22 protein-coding genes, 1 tRNA gene and 1 other RNA gene are annotated in these 22,997 nt (G+C 66.4%); 9 read left to right on the top strand and 15 right to left on the bottom strand.

Annotation, left to right across the window (positions count from 1 at the left end):
• Nucleotides 1-5 precede the first annotated feature (5 nt).
• Both ssrA and HJG53_RS02610 read left to right on the top strand, forming a co-directional pair.
• Nucleotides 6-377, top strand: a transfer-messenger RNA (tmRNA) gene (ssrA, locus tag HJG53_RS02615).
• 131 nt (nt 378-508) lie between these two features.
• A complete protein-coding gene (locus HJG53_RS02610) occupies nt 509-817 on the top strand; it encodes a hypothetical protein (protein WP_171127617.1) in 309 nt (102 codons plus the stop codon).
• A 110-nt stretch (nt 818-927) separates the two neighbouring features.
• On the opposite strand, the gene HJG53_RS02605 is transcribed toward HJG53_RS02610, so the two are convergent.
• From HJG53_RS02605 to thpR, 11 genes are all read right to left on the bottom strand, one after another.
• Nucleotides 928-1,815, bottom strand: coding sequence for an OmpA family protein (locus HJG53_RS02605; protein WP_171127616.1), 888 nt, complete (start codon nt 1,813-1,815; stop codon nt 928-930).
• Nucleotides 1,805-2,173, bottom strand: a complete 369-nt coding sequence (locus HJG53_RS02600) for a hypothetical protein (RefSeq protein ID WP_171127615.1) — start codon at nt 2,171-2,173, stop codon at nt 1,805-1,807. Before HJG53_RS02600 ends, HJG53_RS02605 begins: the two co-directional genes overlap by 11 nt.
• Nucleotides 2,170-2,862: a hypothetical protein gene (locus HJG53_RS02595; protein ID WP_171127614.1), complete on the bottom strand. Its 693-nt coding sequence runs from the start codon at nt 2,860-2,862 to the stop codon at nt 2,170-2,172. The genes HJG53_RS02600 and HJG53_RS02595 overlap by 4 nt, the downstream gene beginning before the upstream one ends.
• Before the next feature lie 12 nt (nt 2,863-2,874).
• Nucleotides 2,875-4,140 (bottom strand): hypothetical protein, encoded by a 1,266-nt coding sequence (locus HJG53_RS02590; protein WP_171127613.1) that lies wholly within the window; start codon nt 4,138-4,140, stop codon nt 2,875-2,877.
• Entirely contained in the window at nt 4,140-5,441 is a 1,302-nt protein-coding gene (locus tag HJG53_RS02585) for a hypothetical protein (protein WP_171127612.1), read from the bottom strand. Before HJG53_RS02585 ends, HJG53_RS02590 begins: the two co-directional genes overlap by 1 nt.
• 166 nt (nt 5,442-5,607) lie before the next feature.
• The gene (gene pnp / locus HJG53_RS02580) at nt 5,608-7,959 is read right to left on the bottom strand and encodes a polyribonucleotide nucleotidyltransferase (RefSeq protein ID WP_171127611.1); all 2,352 of its coding nucleotides are present in this window, start codon (nt 7,957-7,959) and stop codon (nt 5,608-5,610) included.
• Nucleotides 7,960-8,110: 151 nt separating this feature from the next.
• A complete protein-coding gene (gene rpsO, locus HJG53_RS02575) occupies nt 8,111-8,380 on the bottom strand; it encodes a 30S ribosomal protein S15 (RefSeq protein ID WP_171127610.1) in 270 nt (89 codons plus the stop codon).
• A gap of 15 nt (nt 8,381-8,395) precedes the next feature.
• Nucleotides 8,396-9,349, bottom strand: a complete 954-nt coding sequence (truB, locus tag HJG53_RS02570) for a tRNA pseudouridine(55) synthase TruB (protein ID WP_171127609.1) — start codon at nt 9,347-9,349, stop codon at nt 8,396-8,398.
• A 7-nt stretch (nt 9,350-9,356) separates the two neighbouring features.
• Nucleotides 9,357-10,169: a helix-turn-helix domain-containing protein gene (locus tag HJG53_RS02565; protein ID WP_171127608.1), complete on the bottom strand. Its 813-nt coding sequence runs from the start codon at nt 10,167-10,169 to the stop codon at nt 9,357-9,359.
• 62 nt (nt 10,170-10,231) lie between these two features.
• A complete protein-coding gene (gene ptsP / locus HJG53_RS02560) occupies nt 10,232-12,505 on the bottom strand; it encodes a phosphoenolpyruvate--protein phosphotransferase (protein ID WP_171127607.1) in 2,274 nt (757 codons plus the stop codon).
• A 140-nt stretch (nt 12,506-12,645) separates the two neighbouring features.
• Complete coding sequence (thpR, locus tag HJG53_RS02555) at nt 12,646-13,185, bottom strand: RNA 2',3'-cyclic phosphodiesterase (RefSeq protein ID WP_171127606.1); 540 nt, start codon at nt 13,183-13,185, stop codon at nt 12,646-12,648.
• A 144-nt stretch (nt 13,186-13,329) separates the two neighbouring features.
• Between thpR and HJG53_RS02550 the strand changes: the two genes are divergently transcribed.
• Entirely contained in the window at nt 13,330-14,073 is a 744-nt protein-coding gene (locus HJG53_RS02550; protein ID WP_171127605.1) for a Bax inhibitor-1/YccA family protein, read from the top strand.
• Nucleotides 14,074-14,128: 55 nt separating this feature from the next.
• Here the strand turns inward: HJG53_RS02550 and trpE are convergent, their stop codons facing one another.
• Nucleotides 14,129-15,646, bottom strand: coding sequence for an anthranilate synthase component I (gene trpE, locus HJG53_RS02545; protein WP_171127206.1), 1,518 nt, complete (start codon nt 15,644-15,646; stop codon nt 14,129-14,131).
• Nucleotides 15,643-17,586, bottom strand: coding sequence for a peptidylprolyl isomerase (locus HJG53_RS02540; protein WP_171127604.1), 1,944 nt, complete (start codon nt 17,584-17,586; stop codon nt 15,643-15,645). The genes trpE and HJG53_RS02540 overlap by 4 nt, the downstream gene beginning before the upstream one ends.
• Before the next feature lie 126 nt (nt 17,587-17,712).
• Here HJG53_RS02540 and tpiA point away from each other — a divergent pair, with 126 nt between their 5' ends.
• From tpiA to HJG53_RS02515, 5 genes are read left to right on the top strand one after another with little or no spacing between them, the layout of a single operon-like run.
• Complete coding sequence (tpiA, locus tag HJG53_RS02535; protein ID WP_217352566.1) at nt 17,713-18,450, top strand: triose-phosphate isomerase; 738 nt, start codon at nt 17,713-17,715, stop codon at nt 18,448-18,450.
• A gap of 55 nt (nt 18,451-18,505) precedes the next feature.
• Entirely contained in the window at nt 18,506-19,618 is a 1,113-nt protein-coding gene (locus HJG53_RS02530) for an S-(hydroxymethyl)glutathione dehydrogenase/class III alcohol dehydrogenase (protein ID WP_171127602.1), read from the top strand.
• Entirely contained in the window at nt 19,618-19,974 is a 357-nt protein-coding gene (locus HJG53_RS02525; RefSeq protein ID WP_171127601.1) for a cupin domain-containing protein, read from the top strand. The genes HJG53_RS02530 and HJG53_RS02525 overlap by 1 nt, the downstream gene beginning before the upstream one ends.
• Nucleotides 19,971-20,516: a GNAT family N-acetyltransferase gene (locus HJG53_RS02520; protein ID WP_171127600.1), complete on the top strand. Its 546-nt coding sequence runs from the start codon at nt 19,971-19,973 to the stop codon at nt 20,514-20,516. Before HJG53_RS02525 ends, HJG53_RS02520 begins: the two co-directional genes overlap by 4 nt.
• Complete coding sequence (locus HJG53_RS02515; protein ID WP_171127599.1) at nt 20,504-21,052, top strand: gamma carbonic anhydrase family protein; 549 nt, start codon at nt 20,504-20,506, stop codon at nt 21,050-21,052. Before HJG53_RS02520 ends, HJG53_RS02515 begins: the two co-directional genes overlap by 13 nt.
• Here the strand turns inward: HJG53_RS02515 and HJG53_RS02510 are convergent.
• Nucleotides 21,042-21,527, bottom strand: a complete 486-nt coding sequence (locus HJG53_RS02510) for a hypothetical protein (RefSeq protein ID WP_171127598.1) — start codon at nt 21,525-21,527, stop codon at nt 21,042-21,044. The two genes, HJG53_RS02515 and HJG53_RS02510, sit on opposite strands and share 11 nt — an antisense overlap.
• An 82-nt stretch (nt 21,528-21,609) precedes the next feature.
• Here HJG53_RS02510 and HJG53_RS02505 point away from each other — a divergent pair.
• A tRNA-Arg gene (locus HJG53_RS02505) sits at nt 21,610-21,686 on the top strand.
• Nucleotides 21,687-21,701: 15 nt separating this feature from the next.
• On the opposite strand, the gene HJG53_RS02500 is transcribed toward HJG53_RS02505, so the two are convergent.
• Nucleotides 21,702-22,925 carry an NAD(P)/FAD-dependent oxidoreductase gene (locus tag HJG53_RS02500; protein ID WP_171127597.1) on the bottom strand — a complete coding sequence of 408 codons (1,224 nt, stop codon included), beginning with the start codon at nt 22,923-22,925 and terminating at the stop codon, nt 21,702-21,704.
• Nucleotides 22,926-22,997 lie beyond the last annotated feature (72 nt).

The following is a 22,997-nucleotide window of genomic DNA, read 5'->3' as shown; positions in this document are numbered from 1 at the left end:
CATCCGCCCTTGGCGTCTCGCACCCAAGCGCCTATATCGGTCGGTGCCGGGTTCGCCCGGCTATGGCGATAAACTGCGGCGTATAATAGGCGCAGCGGACCCGGGGGCAGTACCCGGCGGCTCCACCAGGTGAGCCGGTTGGCCGACACGCATGAAGCGTGCCGGCCGAGCGGCTCAGCTAATGGGGCCGAACCAGGATCGACGTGTGTTGAAAAGCGCTGTTTTCGCCCGGAATGGGACCACCGCAACGGCCCATCACACAAGTGCCAACGATAACGAGGCGCTCGCGATTGCTGCTTAATCCCAACCCTCACGGGTAAGATTAAGTAGGCCAAAAGCGCGGTTCGGGCCGCACCGGGCAACAGAAGCGGATTCCGGCGGTACGGGGAGCACCGAGCAACAGAAGCTCCCCACTTTCATCGCGTTAGCTCCGGTTTTGGTCGAAGCCGCGGGAACGCTCGTCGGTCTCGCGCGCTATCCCCGCCCGAACCCGCCGAGAGCACAGCCCATGCGCGCCATCACCCCTATCCTCGCTCTCGCGCTTTGCGCCGGGTGCAGCGAGAAGGAAGAGATTGCCGACCAAGTCGAGGACCGGGCCGAGAGTCGCGCCGAGGCGATGGAAGAGGCGGGCCGCCAGATGACCAACGCCCTTCAGGCTAATATCGCCGAGCAGCAGGCCCGCACCGTGCGCCAGGCAGGCGAGGAGCGGGCCGAGGCGATCCGCAAGTCCGATCTCGACGCCGATGCGCTCACCCCCGCGCAGAAGCAAGCGCTCGTGACCGGCGACACGGGAACACCGGCCAAAGACGTGCGTTGATCCTGCGTCACTCGACTGACGGCATAGAATAACCCGAATTCGGGTCGCACCGCCCGGCGCTTCCGCAAAGGAGACGCCGGGCGTTTTGTTCGGGGGCTTAGAGCAAAGCCTCAGTGTTCGATTGTTTTGACGTAGATGCGCCGTTCATTGAGATGAATTTTCAGGCGAGTGGAGCCTTGTGGTTCTACTCGCTGCACATTGCCTTCGATGGAGGATCGCGCGCGCTCTCTCGTCGCCCCGCTCACCTTGATGTTGCGCTCCGCCAAGCGCACTTTGCGTGCCGGCAGCACCTCTTCGGCCTCGAAGATTTTCCGCTCGCGCTTGAAGTCCGTCATGCAGCGGACCCGTTCGACTGCATCGCTCGTGCGGCAGATGTCGCCCGCCTGGTCCTGAAGCCAGGTTGCGACTGCTTCGATGCGAGCGGACAGCAGCAATTCCACTCGGCGGTTATAGCCCATGTTCACGTCCGACGTGTTCGGAAACAGCGGGACGCTCTTGCCGAAGCCGATGCTCCAGACCGCGCCCGGACGCTGGCGCAGGTCGTTCAGCAGGCGCGCCACCGCGCGGGCGCGCTCGACCGAAAGATTGTGATTGTACACGTCGCTGCCCCGCGCGTCGGCATGGCCCGCGACAAAGACGGTCACGTCGGGTACGTCCCCATCGAGCATGGCGGCCATAGCCCGCACGATCGCCTGGGCCTGCGGCTTCAACGTCGCCGAGGCGGTGTCGAAGAAGACATTCTCCGGAAAGACGATGCGCAGGACTGGCACATCGTGCGGAAAGCTTGGCGGGAGAGCCGACGATGGCACCTGATAGTCGTGAAACTCGGGTGGCGGGAAAACGCCAAACTCCTGGGCGATCCTCCGCATGCGGGCGAAGCGCGTTTGATGTTCGAGCGACAGTGCCTCGTCCGTCGAGAGGTAACGGACATCTTGCGCCAGGCCGCCAGCCACCGGCACGATCGCGGCGAGCAGCGCCAGTGCCGCCCTAACCGACATAGGCGCTCCTCAAGGCCTCGCGCAGAGCCATTGTCTGCGCGTCCGTCGGCAGATCGACTTCCACCCAGCCTTTCACGCCTTCGGACTGACGGATCGTGTAGGTGATCGCCTGCGTGGCGCCCAAGGCAGTCAGATCGGCGCTGCACCTGCGCTCGTTATAGCCCGCCGCCACCTCACGCGGTGTGGAGACGCTCATCAGTTCGGCCAGCCTGGCGTCGTCGGGCCGCTCGCCATCGGGCACGACCATGGTGCGCATCAGCGTCAGCCCCGTCTGATCGCAATCCGCCACCATGTTGAACGAGGAACAGCCCGGCAAAAGCAGTGTGCAGGCGAATGCAAGAGCGCCGTAGCGGCTCATGCCGTTACATGCGCTTCGTTGATCTTGTGCTTCTTCAATTCATCGCCGGTGATCCAAGTATCCCCCACCAGGCAGGAAACGTCCGTTCCATCCGTTGCCGCGCTGCCATCGATGGACATGCTGACGTGCGCCCGGCGACAGACGAGCTGTTGGGCGTTCGTGAAGCTGGCCTTGACGAGCTTGGGCGCATTGGGCGCCGCATTGCCGGCCAGGATGTCGGCCTTGGGATACCAGCTGTCGCCCACCCGGCACATATCGTCCTGCCGGCATTGCAGCGATCCGGCCTGAGACAGCAGCACGGAGCCTGGCGCGGATGGGGATACGACGGTGCGGGCGAGTTGCCCCTGTTCGGTCTGCCACGCGACGGTCTGCTCTGCGCCGCTGTTCAGCGCTTCGAGCTGCGCCGCACGCAATGCCGCCTTATCCTTGCTGCTCGCAGCGCTCACCAATACGGCACAGACCACCGCCCCGGCGCCGAGGCCGATCAAGGCACCGCGTCTCGTATCGCCAGCCGCCGCGCCGATGCCGGCGCCCAGGAGTCCGCCGATCAGCAGACTGGCCGCGCATTTGCCGATGGCGCGTTCGACATGCGTCTTGCCGGAAAGGCTGCGCCCGCCATAGGTCTGCGCCGAGACGGGCACGGCGACGAGACTGAGGGCCGTTGAAACCAGCACGATACGCTTGAACATGATGCTCCCCCTCTATTCGGTGCGACGTGCAACCAGCGGGATGTCTCCCGTGTCGCCGACGTAAATGACGGGATCGTAGATGCGGCCGGTCAGTCGCTGGCCGTCATCCTTCCCTTCGATGAGGCGCATGCCGCCGAACGGTCCCTCAGGCAGGGGCTGGGGCGCCTTGCCTGGCTCCGTTCGCCAGCGCTGGCCGAGTGAGAGATTGGGATCGCCTCGCAGATCGCAGACGCCCTCGGCGCCGCACACGAACTGCCCCGCAAGCGGAGTCGCGCGCACGCCCTTCGAGCCTGTGTAAGAGATCCAGGAGTTGACGATCGTGCCGTCTGCGGCGCTGGCGAGACGCAGTTCCATCGGAGTCTTGATGCCGCCGCCGAGCGGGAGTTCGCCGCTATAGCTGATCAGCCTGACGGGCGGCTTGGACAGGCCGTCCGGTGAGAAGGGCGCAACCGACTTTAGGTCGCCGCGAGATGCCAGAAGAAAGGCGTCCAGGAAAGCGCGCTGATTCTCGCCCAGCGGCCGACCGGCCGGCACCACATAGATGTCGGACTGACCGAAATTGGCCTGAAAGCCATCCGATGCGTCGAAGCCTTGCTTTCGCGCGGCGACGTATTCGGCGGGGACGGTCGTCAGCGCCTTGGCGGGATCGGCGAACAGGAAGACGCGCCGGACCAGTCCTGGCGTGCCTCGCCCTGGTCCGACAGTCTTCAGCGTGCGTGCGAAGCCAGAATCACCGAAGTTGTCAGCCGGTCTCGCCTGGCCTCCGAACTTTGCCGTCGCGATGGAGATCACCACCTGCTTCAGGAATTCCTCGCGCTGACGGCTGATCTGCGACGCCATGTCCGAGCCGAAGAACTTGCTGGAGAGACCATCTTCACCCTTGCCGGTGCGGCCCGCCATCTCATCCGCGGACAAACCCGGAAGGCAGCCGGTGAAGAGCTGTTCGAGGCCGCCGCTTTGGGGATCCGCAAGCGCGATGGTCAGCCGCTCACGAGGCGCCATTGCTCCGGTATCGGATGCGCGCTGGCCATCCGCTAGTCCGGTGACCAACGCCCACAGCTCCGGATTCTCCACCCTGAAGGTTTCCGGATCGGCGGGTTTCACCATGGTCTTGTCGATGACGACCAGCGTTTCGCGCAGGGCCGACGGCAGCCCCGCGAGCGAGCAGGCCGCCTCCAGCTTGACCAGACCCTTGCCGTCCTGCTTGTCGAGCACCGGGTCGCCCCCGCAACCGGCAAGCAACGCCACTACCGAGGATGCGAAGATCAGCCGACGCATCAATTCTCTCCCGTGGTGAAGCCAAGGGACAGCTCTTTGGCGGCATATTCATCGGCCGTGAGATAGATGTCGCCGGACATGGGAAGAAGCGCTTCATAGCTGCCGTCGGGATAGCGGAAGCGTGCCTGACCCGCCGCGCCGTTCATCGCGCCGAGCAGAGCGTTGCGGTAGGTCATCAGCGCGCCGATGACTTCCTGGTCCTTGGTCACGATCCGCGCGGCTGCTTCCCGCAACTCGTTATAGCGCGGCCCACGGGTCAACGCGTCTTGGTTGACCTGCCCTTGCACCTTGTTGTCCGCGCCTTCGCGCAGGGCGCGCAACGCCTTGCTGCGTTGTCGCTTCAGCTCTTCGACCTTTTTCGTCGATGTCCTGAGTTCGCGGTCCAGCTCTGCGTAGCGCGGATGCGAGTCGTGCGTCAGATACGCCACCAGTGCGCCGACGCAATATGCCACCACATTGCCGAGCAGCATGAAGATGATGCCACCGAACATGGAGGGCGGGGACACGCCGAGGATGCGCGCCTGAACGATGTAGTCGCGCAGATAGTAGAAGCGCGCTCCCCCGACCATCAGCAGCGCCACGGCCAGCAGCAGCGTGCCGAAGATCAGGCGCCGGATGGCATCCTTGCGCCGTTCTTCATGCCCGACCTCGGCAGCCTCCTGCGGCGAGAACAGATAGTGCATCTGGCGAAACACGACGCCATGAAAATGCGAGGCGAAGCCGATCGCGAGACCGACCGCCAGGGTAGCCCCCGTCGCAAGGAAGGGGCTGGTGATATAGGGTACGCGGAGAAAGCTCTCGAAGTTGATGGCCGCTTCGAGCATCACGATGCCGATCAGCAGCAGCACATAGCCCCATGTCGGGAAGCGCGTCGGCTGCCGGTTCAGCTGGGCGCGCTTGGTCTCGAACTCGGCGACGATCCGCTCATGGTTGTTCAGTAGCTCGCCATGCGCGTCGGCAAATCTGGCAGCCTGATCGATCGCAGCCAGCACCTGGCGGCGCATGGCCATGTCGCGCTCGGCTTCGAGATAGACGCCCTTTGCCGCTCCGCCGGCGTCGGATTGGAAGGCGCTGCGCACTTCCGCAATCGCTGCCAGCCGCGCAGTTGCAACGAAGCGGGCATACCAGGCCTGCATTGCCGGGGTCAGGCCGGCAGGCTGCCGCGCATTGTAGCTCTGCGTTGCTCCTGAAACGACGATGCTGGTCTGTCCTGCCTCGGTCGAGCTGCTGTCGAGCAGCGCGCGGACGGCGGCGGACCCGTCGCTCAGATCGAGCGCCGAGTAGGCGTCTACTCCGTTCATTATTCCCCCCGAATCGATACCGGGGGAGGCTAACCTGCTTGGAAGCCACGAACTCGGCCAGTCTCATCCGAAATGGATTGAATGACGAGCGCGACCCAGAGCGAGACAGAAAAGGCCCCGCATCGCTGCGGGGCCTTTCCTTATCGTTTGAGGATTTGCCTCAAGCTTATTCGTCGTCGCCCTTCAGGAAGGCGGGGGCGAATTCGGGCTCGGGACCCTCGTCGCGGGTGCCGCCTTCGCTGCGCTCGCGGCGCGGGCCACGATCGCCGCGGTCACCACGCGGACCACGGTCACGGTCGCCGCCACGGCCGCCGTCGCGACGGCGGTCACCGTCACGGCGCGGGCCGCGATCGCCGCGATCACCACGCGGACCACGATCACGGTCGCCGCCTTCGCGCGGCTCTCGCGCGGGACGCGTGTCTTCCAGCTCGGCGCCGGTTTCCTGATCGACGACGCGCATCGACAGGCGCACCTTGCCGCGGCCGTCGATCTCGAGGACCTTGACCTTCACTTCCTGGCCTTCGGACAGGACTTCGCCGACATTCGCCACGCGCTCGTTCTTGATTTCCGAGACGTGGACCAGGCCGTCCTTGCCGCCCATGAAGTTCACGAACGCGCCGAAATCGACGATGTTGACGACCTTGCCGGTGTAGATCTTGCCGACTTCCGGTTCCTCGACGATGCCGCGGATCCAGTTGCGGGCCGCTTCGATCTGCGACAGGTCGGACGAGCTGATCTTGATCAGGCCTTCGTCGTCGATGTCGACCTTGGCGCCCGTCTGTGCGACGATCTCGCGGATCACCTTGCCGCCGGTACCGATCACGTCGCGGATCTTGGACTTGTCGATCTGCATCGTCTCGATACGCGGTGCGTGCGCCGACAGCTCTTCACGGGTGTGGTCGAGCGCCTTGGCCATTTCGCCGAGGATGTGCGCGCGGCCGTCCTTGGCCTGGGCCAAAGCGACGCGCATGATCTCCTCGGTGATGCCTGCGATCTTGATGTCCATCTGCAGCGAGGTGATGCCCTCGCTGGTGCCGGCGACCTTGAAGTCCATGTCGCCCAGATGGTCTTCGTCGCCTAGAATGTCGGACAGGACCGCGAAGTCCTTGCCTTCCAGGATTAGGCCCATCGCGATGCCAGAGACCGGGCGCTTGATCGGCACGCCGGCATCCATCAGCGCGAGGCTGCCGCCGCACACCGTCGCCATCGACGACGAGCCGTTGGACTCGGTGATGTCGGAGGTGACGCGGATCGTGTAGGGGAACTCGTCCTTGGTCGGCAGCACCGCGTGCAGCGCCCGCCAGGCGAGCTTGCCATGGCCGATGTCGCGGCGCGACGGCGCCCCGAAGCGGCCCACTTCGCCGACCGAATAGGGCGGGAAGTTATAGTGCAGCATGAAATGCTCGTAGGAGAGCCCGTTCAGCCCATCGATCATCTGCTCGGCGTCCTTGGTGCCGAGCGTGCAGGTGGCGATGGTCTGGGTCTCGCCGCGGGTGAACAGCGCCGAGCCGTGGGCGCGGGGCAGGAAGTGCACTTCCGCCTCGATCGGGCGGACGGTCTTCGTGTCGCGGCCGTCGATGCGGCGGCCTTCCTTCAGGATGGCGGTGCGGACGATGTCGGCTTCGACCTTCTTGCCGAGCTTGTTCGCCTTCAGGCGGACTTCCGGCTCGGCATCGGCGAAATGCTCGTGCATCGCCTTCTTCGCGTCGATGATCGCCTGCTGGCGCTCCGACTTCTTGGTGATCTTATAGGCCTTGGCGATGCCGTCGCCGATCAGCTCCTTGACCTTGGCCTTCAGCTCCGTGTCGTCGGCAAGCGTCAGGTCCCAGGGCTCCTTGGCGCCCTGCTCGGCCAAGTCGATGATCGCGTCGATCACCTGCTGCGACGCCTTGTGCGCGAACATGACCGCGCCCAGCATCACGTCTTCCGACAGCTCCTTGGCTTCGGATTCGACCATCATCACCGCGTCCTGAGTTGCGGCGACGACGAGGTCGAGCTCGCCTTCCTTCACCTGCGCGTCGGACGGATTGAGGATGTACTCGCCATTCTGGTAGCCGACGCGGGCAGCGCCGATCGGGCCCATGAACGGCACGCCGGAGAGGGTGAGCGCGGCCGACGCCGCGATCATCGCCAGCACGTCCGGCTCGTTCTCGCCATCATAGGACATCACCTGCGCGATGCAGTTGATCTCGTTGTAGAAGCCTTCGGGGAACAGCGGGCGGACCGGGCGGTCGATCAGGCGCGAAATCAGCGTTTCGCGCTCGGTGGCGCCCCGCTCGCGCTTGAAGAAGCCGCCCGGGATGCGGCCGGCCGAAGAGAATTTTTCCTGGTAGTGGACGGTCAGCGGGAAGAAGTCCTGCCCTTCCTTGACCGACTTGGCGGCGGTCACCGCGCACAGCACCACGGTTTCGCCGAGGGTCGCGATCACCGCGCCGTCGGCCTGGCGGGCAACCTTGCCCGTTTCGAGTGAAAGGGTCTTTCCGCCCCACTCGATCGTCACTTTCTTTGCGTCGAACATGTATTTTCCTTACGTCCGGCCGCCCGATGCGGCCGGGGCCTGTGTTGGACCCTTCCTGGGTCCTTTGGGTGAGCCGATACGGCTCGGCCGGAGACGCCGTATTGCGCCTCGCGGATAGAGAAACGGCCGCCAGAAGGGCGGCCGCTCCGGGTTATTTGCGAAGGCCGAGCTTCGCGATGAGATCAGTATAACGCTGCGCGTCCGACTTGCGGAGATAATCCAGCAGCGAACGGCGCTTGTTGACGAGCATCAGCAGGCCGCGGCGGGAATGGTTGTCCTTCGCGTGCGTCTTGAAATGTTCGGTCAGGTTCTGGATGCGCTCGGTCAGGATGGCGACCTGCACTTCGGGGGAACCGGTGTCGCCCGAGTTGCGGGCATTGTCGTTGATCAGCGCCTGCTTGCGCTCTGCGGTAATCGACATCGTCTTCCTTTCACGTCAGAGGTTGAAGCCGCGCACCACCCGGACGATGCCGGATTGGACCTCCGCCAGCGCCACCGGCACATCGTCCAGCATCGCAAAGCATTGGCCATCGGGAGCGGCGATCCCGACCAATTGCTGACCCTTGCGGAGCAGCCCTGCCTGGTCGGGGGTGAGGGAAAGAGCCGGGATGTCGTCCAGCCCCGCCCTCAACGGCAGGAGAACCTGTTCAAGCGCGTGCCCCTTAGCGAGTTCGTCCAGTTTGTCCACCGAAATCGCGTGGGCGAGGGTGAAGGGGCCGGCCTTGATGCGCCTGAGATAGGTGACGTGACCCACGGTGCCAAGCGCGTGCGCGATGTCGCGCGCCAGCGAGCGGATATAAGTGCCCTTGGAGACGTGCGCGGTGAAGGTGATCTCTCCAATTCCACTACTCTCTTCGTCATCCCCGCGAAAGCAGGGGCCCAGCCCCTTCTCTGCTCCTTCTGGGTTCCCGCTTTCGCGGGAATGACGAGAGAGAGAATGCACGATCACCGACCGCGAACCGAGCGCGACATCCGCTCCGGCGCGGGCGAGATCATAGGCACGCTCGCCATTCACCTTCAGCGCGGAATAGGCCGGTGGCACCTGCTCGATCTCTCCGGTGAAGCGCGGCAGCAACGCTTCGACCTGCTCCATGGGGGGCCGCACGTCCGAGGTCGCGATCACCTTGCCCTCGGCGTCGAGCGTATCCGTTTCCTCGCCGAAGCCGATGGTAAATTCATACACCTTGTCGCTGTCGAGCAGGCGGCCGGCGAGCTTGGTCGCTTCGCCGATTGCGACGGGCAATACGCCGCTCGCCAGCGGATCGAGCGTGCCGCCATGGCCGACCTTCAGCTTGGGATAGCCGCCGGTCCGCAGCGCGCGTTTGACCGCGCTGACCGCCTGGGTTGAACCAAGTCCCAGCGGCTTGTCGAGAATGATCCAGCCATGCACGTTGCGGTCAGGGCGTGGGCGCCGCCGTCGGGGTTGCCGCCGAAGCGGGCGTGGAGCCGGCCGCTCGCGCGCGCAGGGCGTCTGGGGTCAGCACGGCGTTCTTGACCAGCTTGGCCGGCGGGCCGAGCGGCGGGACGGCGACGCCGCCAACGGTCACGTTCAACGCTTCCGGCCGGCTGAAGGTGAGCTTGGGCTCCTGCACATCGGCAGGCACCTGATAGGTTTCCCCAGCCGCCAGCGCCTTTTGCACGAGCGCCTTGCCGCTTGCATCGGTGATCTTGATCCAGACCTCGTCGGTCGCGGTGAGCACGACCGGCCCCGATGTCGGCGCGGCCGCAGGGGTGGGGCCGCGCACTGGCTGCGGGGTCGGGGATGCGGCCGGTGACGCCACCGCCACGGGCGCAGTGTCACCGCCTTGCCACGCTGCGCGCCAGATGCCGTAGCCGACAAGGATCAGGATTGCCACGATCGCTGCCGTCCAGGCGAGCGGGCGCGGCGGGACCCGCGCTGGGTCCGCCGGCTCGAACGCCTGATATTCGTGCCGCTCGCGCCCGGTCCGCTCCAGCTGCGCACGGACGGCCGCGGCGATCGCGACTTCGTCGGCGTTCACCGTCCGCGCATATGCCCGGGCAAAGCCGACGCTATAGGTGGTCGAAGGCAGGGCATTGAAATCGTCGCGCTCGATCGCCTCGAGGTGACGCTGCGGGATGCGGGTGCGGGCGGCCACCTCGGCGACGCTGAGACCGGCGCGCTCGCGGGCGTCGCGAAGCTGCCCGCCTGCACTGGGGGCGCCGGCTTCGTTTGCGTCAAATCCGTCCATTGACCCTCTCCGCGGGGTGCGCCCAGGAGCGCTTGTCACAAGAGCGCGCCCGCCTTGTCAACTCACGCCAGTTCGACGCCATGATCCTCCGCCCAGCGGCTCAGTTCCTGGCGCAGGTTGCGCGGGGGATTGGCGAGCCAGCCTTCCATGACCGGGCGCAGCGCCGCCAGGTCGAGCGAGCGGACCATCGCCTTGACCGGACCGATGCCGATCGGCGTGATCGACAGCCGTTCGATGCCGAGCCCGAGCAAGGCCATGGCCTCGAGCGTCCGCCCGCCCATTTCGCCGCAGACGGTGACCGGCACGCCATGGTCTCGCGCCGGGACGATGATGCGCCGGAGGAACCGCAATATCGCCGGTGAGAGCCAGTCATAGCGCTCCGCCAGCTTCGGGTGCGCGCGGTCGGCCGCGAACAGGAACTGGGTCAGGTCGTTGGTGCCGATCGACAGGAAGTCGAGCTCCGGCAGCAACAGGTCCAGGCACTCCGCCAGCGCCGGAACTTCGAGCATCGCACCATAGCGGATCTGGGTCGGCAGCGGCCGGTTGCGGGAGGCGATCCATGTCCGCTGCGCCTCGAAAATGGCCTTGGCCGCTTCGAACTCCCACGGCTCCGAGACCATCGGAAACATGACGTGGAGTGGGCGGCCCGCGGACGCCTCCAGCAGCGCGCGCGCCTGCGCCTTCATCAGCCCGTCGCGTTCGAGCGCCACGCGCAGCGCCCGCCAGCCCATGGCCGGGTTTTCCTCGCCCATGTCGTCCGGCCGCATATAGGGCAGGGCCTTGTCGCCGCCGATATCAACCGTGCGGAAGACGACAGGCCGGTCGCGCGCCGCGTCGAGAATGTCGCGATAGAGGCGCTGCTGCCGTTCCCGCTGCGGCAGCGTTGCGGAGACGAGGAATTGGAACTCGGTGCGGAACAGGCCGATGCCGTCCGCGCCGGTCAGGTCGAGCGCGGCCGCGTCGTCGCGCAGGCCGGCATTGACCATGAGGGTGATGCGCTGTCCGTCCCTGGTCACCGGCGGCAGGCCGCGCAGCGCGGCATAAGAGGCGCGGCGCTTCTGGCTCAGCGCCAGCTTTGCCTCGAACGCCTCCTCCATCGACGCACTGGGCCGGACGAAAACGGCGCTCTGGTTCGCGTCGAGCAGCAGCAGGTCGCCTTCGCCGATCAGCCGGCGCACATCCTTGACCCGGCCGAGCACCGGCACGCCCATCGCCCGCGCCACGATGGTGACATGGGCGGTGAGCGACCCTTCCTCCAGGATGACGCCCTTCAGCCGGCGCCGGTCATATTCGAGCAGTTCTGCCGGGCCGAGATTGCGGGCGATCAGGATGGCATCCTGGCGCAGACCCATTTGCGCGGCGGTGCCGAGCTGGCCCGAGACGATGCGCAGCAGGCGGTTCGCCAGATCCTCCAGATCGTGCATGCGATCGGCGAGCAGCGGGTCGTCGATCTGCCGCATCCGCATGCGCGTGCGCTGCTGCACGCGCTCGATCGCCGCCTCGGCGGTCAGCCCACTGTCGATCGCTTCGTTGATCCGCCGCGACCAGCCCTCGTCATAGGCGAACATCTTGTAGGTCTCGAGCACTTCTTCATGCTCGCCGCCGACTCCGAACTCGGCCTGCGCGGCCATCGTGTCGATCTGCTCGCGCATCTTGGCGAAGGCGGAATAGACGCGCCGCCGCTCGGCCTCGATGTCCTCCGCGACCGTGTGCTCGATGTTGATCCTGGGCTGGTGAAATACCGCGAAGCCGCGCGCCATGCCGTCCACCAGTTTCTGGCCCGCCAGGCGGAGCGCCGCAGTGGAGGCGGGGCGATTGGCGGCAGACTCCGGCCCGTCCACCAAGCCAGCATTGGCGATCAGTTCCGAGACGACCATGCCGACCGTCTGCAGAGCCTCGATTTCGAGATCCTCGTACCGGCGCGGTTCGGTGTGCTGGACGCAGAGGACGCCGACGGCGCGCTCGCGCCGGATGATCGGCACACCGGCAAAGCTGTGGAACCGCTCTTCCCCCGTCTCCGGCTTATAGGCGAAATCCGGGTGGGCCGCCGCCTCGTCCAGGTTCAGGATCTCGACCCGCTCGGCGATCGATCCGACCAGGCCTTCACCCAGCGCCAGCTTGGTGACATGCACCGCTTCCTGGCTGAGGCCGCGGGTCGCGAACAGCTCCAGCGCGCCGTCGCGCAGCAGATAGAGGGAACAGACTTCGCTCGACGTCGCCTCGCCGATGATGTTCACGACCTGGTTGAGCTTGGTCTGCGCATTGGCGCGGGAGGCCATCACGTCATGGAGCCGCGTCAGGATCTCGCGGGCCGAAGAGGCGGTGCTGACGGTCATGAACATTGCCTAGCAAAGCGGCGACGCGGCGTCTTTTGCAAATTGAGCTTCGCGCTCGTCCTGAGCGGAGGCCGAAGGCCGAAGTCGAAGGGCGCTGGAACCGAGCAGGCGCCCTTCGACTGCGCGCTGACGCGCTTCGCTCAGGACGAGCGGAGAGGGTAGGCCGAGATCAGTTCATAATGCGCCCCCGCCTGCGTCAGGTGGCTCTCGTAGAGGCCAAAGCCGGAGATGGTGAACGGCGGGCTCGCCAAGCCCGCATGGCGTGCCATGAAGCCGTCCAGCCCGCCGGCCTCGCGCCCGAACCGCGCCAGGGTGATGTGCGGCAGATAGGCGCGGCGCTCGGGCTCCAGCCCGGTGCGGACCAGCGCATGGTCGATCTTGCGGTGCAGGGCAGCGAGTGGTTCGCGTGGGGCGACGCCTGCCCAAAGCGTATTGACGCGACCGCGGCTGCCGAACTTGCCGAGGGCGTTCAGTGCGATCTCGAAGGGCGGCTGCCGCACGCCCGCGAGGGCCGCAGCGACGTCCTCCGCCTGATGCCCGTCCACTTCGCCGATGAACCGCAAGGTGATGTGCAACTGCTCGTCGTCCTGCCAGCGCGCGCCGGCGACACCCTCCATCAGGTCGAGCAGCCGCGCGCGGATGGCCAGGGGCGGGCGGATGGCGACGAAGAGGCGGTGCATCGGATCCCTCAATATGCAGCGAAACCTAAGTGGTTCATCCTTTGTAACAAAGTGTAATGCTCGCCGGTTTCGCTTGAATCGGGGCGCGGGAGAAACGATATTCCGCTCATCCGGCACTGTGCCGGGCAAAGGAGAGTTACTTCGATGGCAAACTGGACTGACCCCCGGGCGACCGTTTCGGCGCCTTCGTCGGTCGGAACTCGCCAGGCCGCCTATGACGCCGGCCTGCGGAGCTACATGCTGTCCGTGTACAACTATATGGCATCGGGCGTACTGCTGACCGGCATCGTCGCCTTGCTGTTTGCGCCCTATGCGCGCGACGTTCTGATCAACGCGCAGGGCACCGGCATGACCGGGCTCGGCTGGCTGGTGGCGCTCGCGCCGCTCGGCTTCGTGATGGTGCTGAGCTTCGGCATCCAGCGGCTGTCGACCGGCACTGCGCAGGCGCTGTTCTGGGCCTTTGCCGTGGTCATGGGCCTGTCGATGTCGACGATCTTCCTGACCTATACCGGCACGTCGATCGCCCAGACCTTCTTCGCGACTGCAGCGGCCTTCGCCGGCCTGAGCCTGTGGGGCTACACGACCAAGCGCGATTTGGCGCCATTCGGCACGTTCCTGATCATGGGCGTGTTCGGCATCCTGATCGCGTCGCTGATCAACATCTTCTTGCAGTCGTCCGCGATGCAGTTCGTGATCAGCGTGCTCGGCGTGCTGCTGTTCGCCGGCCTCACGGCCTATGACACGCAGCGTATCAAGAGCATGTATTCGTACGTCGCCGGCACCGACATGATGGGCAAGACCGTCATCATGGGTGCGCTGAACCTCTATCTGGACTTTGTGAACATGTTCATGTTCCTGCTCCAGCTGTTCGGCGGCCGCCGCGACTAAGCGCGAACTCAGGTAAGAAATCGGGCCCGGCGGGGAAACTCGCCGGGCCTTTTTGTTACTGGCCGAAGCCGGGCTCCGCCGCGCGACGCAGCGCCTCGCCGGCTGCGGCGAAAAGCGCCCCCGCCTTGGCTTCGCACTCGCGCTGTTCGGAGGCGGGGTCGCTGTCGGCCACGATGCCCGCGCCGGCCTGGACGTGCATCGTGCCGTCCTTCACCACCGCCGTCCGCAACACGATGCAGCTGTCCATCGAGCCGTCTGGCGAGAAATAGCCGACCCCGCCCGCATAGGCGCCGCGCGTTTCCGGCTCCAGCTCCGCGATGATTTGGCAGGCACGGACCTTCGGCGCCCCCGAAACCGTGCCGGCCGGAAAGCCTGCGAAGAGCGCATCGAGCGCGTCTTTGCCCGCTGGCAGACGCCCGACCACATTCGACACGATGTGCATCACATGGCTGTAGAGCTCGACCGTGTAGCTGTCGGTCACGCGTACGCTGCCGGCTTCGGCCACCCGCCCCACATCGTTGCGGCCAAGGTCGAGGAGCATCAGATGCTCGGCCCGCTCCTTGGGGTCGGCGAGCAGGCTGGTGCGGTTTTCCTCATCCTCCGCGGCCGTCTTGCCGCGCGGCCGGGTGCCGGCAATCGGACGGATGGTCACTTCGCCATCGCGCGCGCGCACTAGGATCTCTGGGCTCGACCCGATCAGGGCAAAGCCCGGCAGGTCGAGGAAATAGAGGAAGGGCGATGGGTTGATCCGCCTGAGCGCACGGTAGAGGTCGAAGGCCGGAAGCGGGAAGGGCGCGGTGAACCGCTGGGCTAGCACGACCTGAAAGATGTCGCCGGCGCGGATATAGTCCTGCGCGCGGGCGACCATCTGGCGGTACGTTTCTGCTTCAACGACAGGCGTCAACACCGCCCGCTCGTCCCGAACGAAGTCGAGGGGCGCACCTCCCGAACCTTGCGAAACCGCCCCTCGACTTCGTTCGGGACGAGTGAGTCTGGCCGCTGCCGCATCGATCCGGTCCCAGGCATCCGCCACCCGTGCCGCCGGATCGCCAGCGCCCGGCCAAAGCGGCGCGATCAGGAACAGTTCGTCGGCGAGACGGTCGAACACCAGGATCAGCGTCGGCCGCACGAAGATCATGTCCGGCAGGTCGAGCGGATTTTCGGGCGGACGCGCCAGCGCTTCGATCAGGCCGATCGTCTCATAGGCGAAATACCCCACCAGACAGGCGAGGGCGCGGGGCAACTCGGGCGGCACCTCGGCGCGGCACTCCGCAACGAGCTTGCGCAGCGCTTCGACCGGGCCCTCCGCGGCGGTGCGACCATTCACTTCAGCCTTGTCGCCGCGAGCGGTGAAGACGAGGTCGGGCGCCAGGCCGATCAGGCTGTGTCGTCCCCGCGTCTGTCCGCCTTCGACGGATTCGAGAAGGAAATCGCCCCGGCCGGACTCGATCAGGGCGAGCGCGGCGGAGACGGGCGTGTCGGTGTCGGCGATCTGCCGGCGCCAGACGAAGCATGGCTTGCCCGCTGTCAGTGCGGCGATGCAGGCCGCATCGTCGCTGCGGTCGCGGCTCACTGCGCGGGCGCGTTGCCGCCGATCAACTCGCTCTTCAAGCGCGCCACGGCCGCGGCATTGACGTCGATGCCGACCGCGCGGCGGGCGGCGGCAGCGAGCTGCTGCGCATATTCCTGGCCCAGCACCGGCGCGAATTGCGCGCGCGTGGATTCGATCAGCGGCGGCTGACTGCGTGCGTCGCCCGGAACGACGGTTTCGACCGTCACCACATACCATCCGCTCCCATCGGGCGCGGCCACGATGCGCGCCTTGCCGCGGCGGGTGCCGAACAGGGCAGCGAGCTGCGGCGGCGCCGGGCGCGACTGCTGCAGCGTCTCACCGCGACGGCCGCTAACCGCAGCCGCGCTCGGCAGCGGTGCACCGGCTGCGGCCACGGCCTGAGCAAGCGGCGCGCCATTGTTGATGCGGGAGGCGATCGCCGCCGCCGCGCGCTGCGCTCCGGCCCGGCCACGCTCGGCAAGGAAATCGGCAACCACCTGCTCACGAATTTGCGCGAGCGGCCGCGGGGCAGGGGCGATCACCTGCTCGGTCTTGATGAGTGCGGCGACGCGGTCCGGCACCAGCTGTTCGACCACCGGATCGTCGCCCGCTTCCATCGAAAAGACCGACTTCGCCACGCCCACCAGCTCGGGGCTGGCTTGGGTGGCGGTATCCGCTGCCTGTCCCGACCGCAGCAGCGGCGCGGTGGTGACCGGCTGCAGCTTGTTCGCGGCAACGACTTCGTCGAAGGTCGCGCCGTCGTTCACCGCATCCTCGACCTTGGCGATGGCGTCGGCCCAGCCCTGTTCGGCCTTCTTCGTCTTCAACTGCGCGACGAGCTCGCCGCGCACCTGGTCCAGCGTGCGCGTGGCCGTGTTCGATACCCGGTCGACACGCACGACGTGCCATCCCAGCCCGGAACGGGCGGGCGCGGCCACCTTGCCCTCCGCCGTCGCGAAGACTGCAGCAGCGACTGCGGGCGAACTCGCCTTGGTGTAATCGTCGCGCGACTGATCGTTGAGCGTGACGGACTCAAGCCCGATCGCCCGCGCTGCCTCCGCGATCGGCGTGCCGGCAGCGAGTTTCGCGGCCATGGCGCGCGCCGCCTCCTCGGTCTGCACGATCACCTGGCTGATCGTGCGCGTTTCCTTGCCCGCAAATTGCGCCTGGTTCGCCTTGTACGCCTCGGCGATTTCCTGCTCGGACGGTTGCGCAGACGCTTCATAGGTCGTCCGGTCGATCAGTGCATAACGGGCGACCCGCCGCTCCGGAATGGTATAGCGGGCAGCGTTGCGACGGTAGAAGTCGGTCAGTTCCGCATCGCTCGGCGCCGCGCCCCTAAAGGCCGCGATGGGGACGAACTGGGCCCGTCCCGTGCGCTGTTCCAGTAGCATCGAGGCATAGGGCAGCGCCAGCGTCGTCGGTGCCAGCGCCGCGCCGGTGGTCGGCACCAGCACTTGGCTCAGATAGAGATCGCGGGCGAGATCGGCACGCAGCTGCTTCTCTGACACGCGCTGGCGGGCAAGAAATGCTTCATAGGCGCTCTGGTCGAAACTGCCATTCAGGCTCCGGAATGCCGGAGCCGCGGCGATCTGCGCATCTTCCATCTTGCGGCTGACGCCGATGCCCTGCTCGCGGGCGAATTGCTCGATCGCGATGCTGTCGGTCAGCTGCGCGAGCACCTGGTCGACGCCGCCCTGCTGCACGAATTGCTGGATGGTCAGTTCGGGCTTTTCCTGACGCGCATTGTCGAAGGCGCGCTGCACGCGCTGCTGCAGCTCGGCATAGCCGATCTTGGCCGATCCGATCTTCGCGACCGTGTCGCCGGTCGCGCTGCCGCCCGTGACGCCGAGGCTCTTGATGTCCGCGGCCACGAAGCCGAGCGCCAGCGCCGCGATGAACAGGATGAAGACAAGGCCGCCGATCTTTGATTTCGACAGGCGGCGGAAAAGATCGAGCATCGAGAGTCCAGGCTGAACGGGAAAGCCGTGCTTTAGGGCGAGCTTGGGTGACGGACAAGCCGGGTGCTTGCGCGAGCCCGTGCCGGTCCCCTAACCGGCGAGACTTGTAAACCGAGGACGATGAAGATGGCGCGACGCAAGCTGGTGGCTGGAAATTGGAAGATGAACGGCAGTCTCGCCCAGCTGGCGGAGCTGGACGCCATCGCTGCGGCCGCAGAGGCGCATCCGGCTGTCGATGTGGCCATCTGCCCGCCTTTCACGCTGATCGCGGCGGCCGTGCAACTGGGGAAGGTGCCGATCGGCGCGCAGGACGTGCACCCAAACGAAAAGGGCGCGCATACCGGGGACGTTTCCGCCGGAATGCTCAAGGAAGCCGGGGCGCGCGTCGTTATCGTCGGGCATAGCGAGCGCCGCGCCGATCATGGCGAGACGAGCGCGTTGGTTCGCGCCAAGGCGGAGGCGGCGATTGTCGCTGGCCTCATAGCAATCGTGTGCGTCGGCGAAACCGAGGAGCAGCGGCTCGCCGGGCGCGCGGTCGAGGTGGTGGATGAACAGCTGGCGGGGTCTGTTCCCTCCGGTGCGGCCGCGGCGAGCCTGGTCATCGCCTATGAGCCGGTCTGGGCGATCGGCACCGGCCGGACACCGACGACGGACGATGTCGCCCAGATGCATGCGGCGATCCGCGCCAGGCTGGCGACCCTGATCGGGGCTGCGGCCGAGGAGGTGCGCATCCTCTATGGCGGTTCGGTCAAGCCCTCCAACGCCGCCGAGCTGATGGCGGTCCCCAATGTCGATGGCGCGCTGGTCGGCGGCGCCAGCCTGACGGCCGCCGATTTCGTGCCGATCGTCGAGGCTGCCGGCTGATTGTCAAAGCGCGCGGTGGACGCGATAGAACGGCAACCAAGCCAGAGAGGATGATATGAAGACCCGGGCCGCCGTCGCCTTTGAAGCCAAACAACCGCTGGAGATCGTCGAGCTGGACCTGGAAGGTCCCAAGGCCGGCGAAGTGCTGGTCGAGATCATGGCGACGGGCATCTGCCACACCGATGCCTATACGCTCGACGGGTTCGACAGCGAGGGGATCTTCCCCTCCATTCTCGGTCATGAAGGGGCGGGCGTGGTGCGCGAGGTCGGCCCCGGCGTCACCAGCGTGAAGCCGGGCGATCACGTCATCCCGCTCTACACGCCCGAATGCCGGCAATGTAAGTCGTGCCTGTCCGGCAAGACCAATCTCTGCACCGCGATCCGCGCGACCCAGGGCAAGGGGCTGATGCCGGACGGCACCAGCCGCTTTTCATACAAGGGGCAGACCATCTTCCATTATATGGGCTGCTCGACCTTTTCGAACTTCACCGTGCTGCCGGAGATCGCGGTCGCGAAGATCCGCGAGGACGCGCCGTTCAAGACCAGCTGCTATGTCGGCTGCGGCGTGACGACGGGCGTCGGCGCGGTCGTCAACACCGCCAAGGTGCAGGTCGGCGACAGCGTGGTCGTGTTCGGACTGGGCGGCATCGGCCTGAACGTCATCCAGGGCGCGCGCCTGGCGGGTGCCGGCAAGATCGTCGGCATCGACATCAATCCCGACCGCGAGGAATGGGGCCGGCAGTTCGGCATGACCCATTTCCTCAACACCAAAAGCATGAGCCGGGAGGAGGTCGTCGCCAAGGTGGTCGAGCTGACCGACGGCGGCGCCGACTATAGCTTCGACGCGACCGGCAACACCGAAGTGATGCGCACCGCGCTCGAATGCTGCCACCGCGGCTGGGGTACGTCGATCATCATCGGCGTCGCGGAAGCGGGCAAGGAGATCGCGACGCGCCCGTTCCAGCTCGTCACCGGCCGCAACTGGCGTGGCACCGCGTTTGGCGGCGCCAAGGGCCGCACCGACGTTCCGAAGATCGTCGACTGGTATATGGACGGCAAGATCGCGATCGACCCGATGATCACCCATGTGCTGAGCCTCGACGAGATCAACCAGGGCTTCGACCTGATGCACAAGGGCGAAAGCATCCGTAGCGTGGTTGTGTACTGATGCCTGCCAAGGTCAACCTTGCCGAAAAGCTCGGCACCTTCAGCAATCATTGGGCGCCGCGCATCGTCGCGCGCTACAATGACCATGAAGTGCGGCTGGTGAAGGTAGAGGGTGAGTTCACATGGCATCAGCATGACGACACCGACGAGCTGTTCCTGGTGCTGGGCGGCATTCTCGACATTGAGTTTCGGGACCGTACCCAGACGCTGAACCCCGGCGAACTGCTGGTGGTGCCGCGCGGGACCGAGCATCGCCCCTGCGCACGCCACGGTGAAGTGCAGCTGCTGCTGATCGACCCCAGGGACATGCCGAACACCGGAGATCCGGCGACCGCTACGATCGCGGTCGAGATTTGAACGATTTTCGCCACGAGACTGAGCGGCTGATCCTGCGCAGCTGGTGCGACGCGGACGTCGCGGCGTTCGAGGAGGCATGCAATACTCCGGCGGTGACGCGTTGGACGGGCGGACTGCAGACCCGAGAAGAGCTTGCAGCCGCCGTGGCCCGCATCCGCGCGACGGAAGCCGAGCTGGGCTATTGCTTCTGGGCGTTGGAGCGCCGCGAAGATGGGCGGTTTCTCGGCTTTTGCGGCCTGAAGCAGCTGACGGCCGACGGCGCGCCTGAAGTGATGCACGACCAGCCGGAGATCGGATGGCGGCTGCGGGAGGACGCCTGGGGCCAGGGCTATGCGCGCGAGGCGGCACAGGCCACGCTCGATCTCGCCTTTACGCGCTTCGGCATGGATCAAGTCTATGCGATCACGCTGGAAGGCAACGCCGCCTCCTGGGGCCTCATGCGCCGTCTTGGGATGATGCCGCGGCCGGACCTTGATTTCGACATGCCCCGTTATGGCGGGCACGTCACCTATCGCATCGGGAGAGACCAATGGATGGCGTGAGCCTCATCGAGATTCACGGCAAGCGCCCGCGCATCCACGACAGCGCCTTCATCGCGCCCGGTTGCCGGCTGATCGGCGACATCGAGATCGGACCGGACGTCAGCATCTGGTACAACTGCGTGCTGAGGGCGGACGTCAACTTCATGAAGATCGGCGCGCGCACCAACATTCAGGATGGCAGCGTGTGCCATGTCGATTCGCCCAGGCCCGGCGCGCCAGAGGGCCATCCGCTGATCATCGGCGAGGATGTGCTGATCGGCCATCTCGCGATGGTGCATGGCTGCGTGCTGGCGGACCGCGCCTTCGTTGGCCTCGGTGCGATCGTGATGGACGGCTGCGCGGTCGACAGCGACGGCATGCTCGCCGCCGGCGCCATGCTGACGCCGGGCAAGCGGATCGGCGCGCGCGAGCTCTGGGGAGGGCGTCCGGCGAAGATGATGCGGATGCTCGGCGACGCGGAGATCGCTGGCAATCAGATCGGCGTCGCCCATTATGTCGAAAACGGGCGCGCGCACCGCGCCGCGATTAGCGGCTGATCCGCGCCTTCACCGCATCGATCGACGCCTGCTGCGCGTCGGCCAGGGCGCCGACGCGTTCCGACGCCTGTTGCAGCTCGGCGAGGCCGATATCGGACTTCGCGGCCACTTTCTCGACGACAAGGGCGTCGATGCGGGCGAGCGCCGAGGTCGTGTCGGTGCGCGCCGCCTCCAGCGCGCTCAGCAGCTGCTGCGCGGCGACCCAGCTCTCGCTACCTTCCGCGCCGGCGTTGCTCGCCGCCGTCTCCGCCCGCGGCAGCAGGGCCGCAAAGCTGCGCTGCCCGGCCTCGGCCTTGTCGACCAAGCTCCCGATCTCGGACCGGAGCGCGGGGTCCGCCGCCTGGACGGGCGCAGGTTCGGCCGGCGGGGCGTTCAGGTCACGGCTCTCGATCGGCCGGCGCGCAAGGGACGGCGCATCGTCCGGTTGTACGCAGCCGGCAAGGAGGAGCGGAGCGAAAGCAAGGAGCCTGGTCATGGGCGCCCGACTAAGCTGCGCAGAAAGCGCCCGCAATGGTCTTGCATCCCTCAGCGGACCCGCCTATGTCGCCGCTTCCCACGCGCCCGTAGCTCAGCTGGATAGAGCATCAGACTACGAATCTGAGGGTCGGACGTTCGAATCGTTCCGGGCGCGCCATTTTCTCCTTGGTTGTCAGATTAGCTCCTTGAGCGGCACGGCCGTGTCGGCCAGCCGCGCCGGTTCGGGAGTGCTGTGGGCTTCAACCAGCTTGCGGCCCTGGGCATAGTCCTTGACGGCGTTGACGCAATCGAGGGCGATGACGGTGCCGCCCCTCAGATAGATTACGGAAAAGCTCCGCTGCGCCGGATCGCCGCGCATGACGGTCGCGTCGTGGCCGATCGACAGGCCGACCGTCTGCAGGCGCAGGTCGTACTGGTTGGACCAGAACCAGGGCGTGGCGCGGTAGGGCTGGAGGTTGCCACAGATCGCCTTTGCGGCGGTGTTCGCCATGTCGTTCGCGTTCTGCACCGATTCGAGGCGGATCGTCGCACCATCCGCGAACTCGCTGGCATGGGCCGCGCAGTCGCCGATCGCGTAGACGTCGGGCAGGGAGGTGCGGCAGAATTCATCCACCGTGACGCCATTGCCGCCTGCTGCGCCGGCGTCGATGAGAGGTCCGACGGCCGGCGCGATACCAATGCCGACGATCACGATATCGGCAGGCAGCACGTCTCCTCCCGTCAGCCGGACCCCGGTGACGCGGCCCTGACCCTCGATACACTCGACGGCCACGCCGGTGCGTAGGTCGACGCCGTGCGCGCGGTGGTCGGTCTCGTAAAAGGCCGACAGGGCTTCGCCGGCGACCCGTGCCAGCACGCGCGGCAGCGCCTCAAGCAGAGTGACGTGCAGGCCCAGCTTGGTCAGCACGGCGGCGGCTTCGAGGCCGATATAGCCGCCGCCGATCACGACGACGCGCCGCGCGCCGGCATCGATCTCGGCCATGAGCGTGTCGACATCGGCGCGGGTGCGGACGGAATGCACGCCGCTCAGATCGCCGCCCTGGCACGACAGGCGCCGCGGATCGCCTCCCGCCGCCCAGATAAGGTGTCCGTAGGCGAGGGTCGTTCCGTCATCACAGCGCAGCGTCTTCGCGGCCGGATCGAGGGTGACCACGGACTTGCCGAGCAGCATGTCCACGCCCTTGTCTTTCCACACATTTGCGGGGCGGATATGCAACCGCTCGAACGGCTTTTCGCGCGCCAGATACTCCTTGGAGAGCGGCGGGCGTTCATAGGGCAGCTCCGGCTCGCGCCCGACGATCAGGACCGACCCGTCGAAGCCGTTCTGTCGCAGCGCCAACGCCGCCTGGGCACCGCCATGGCCGCCGCCCACGATGATAACATCCGCCTGTCTCAATGCCGCCCCTCCACTGATGCCCACGCCTTTGCAAAGCCGCTTTGAAAGAACAAGTCACCTTGGCGCTTACAG

The organism is Sphingomonas sp. ID1715, from assembly GCF_013044515.1.
In the GTDB taxonomy this organism is placed as follows: Bacteria; Pseudomonadota; Alphaproteobacteria; order Sphingomonadales; family Sphingomonadaceae; genus Sphingomonas_B.
Note: the sequence above shows the minus strand (reverse complement) of the source record. Positions and strands in the feature narration are given on the sequence as shown.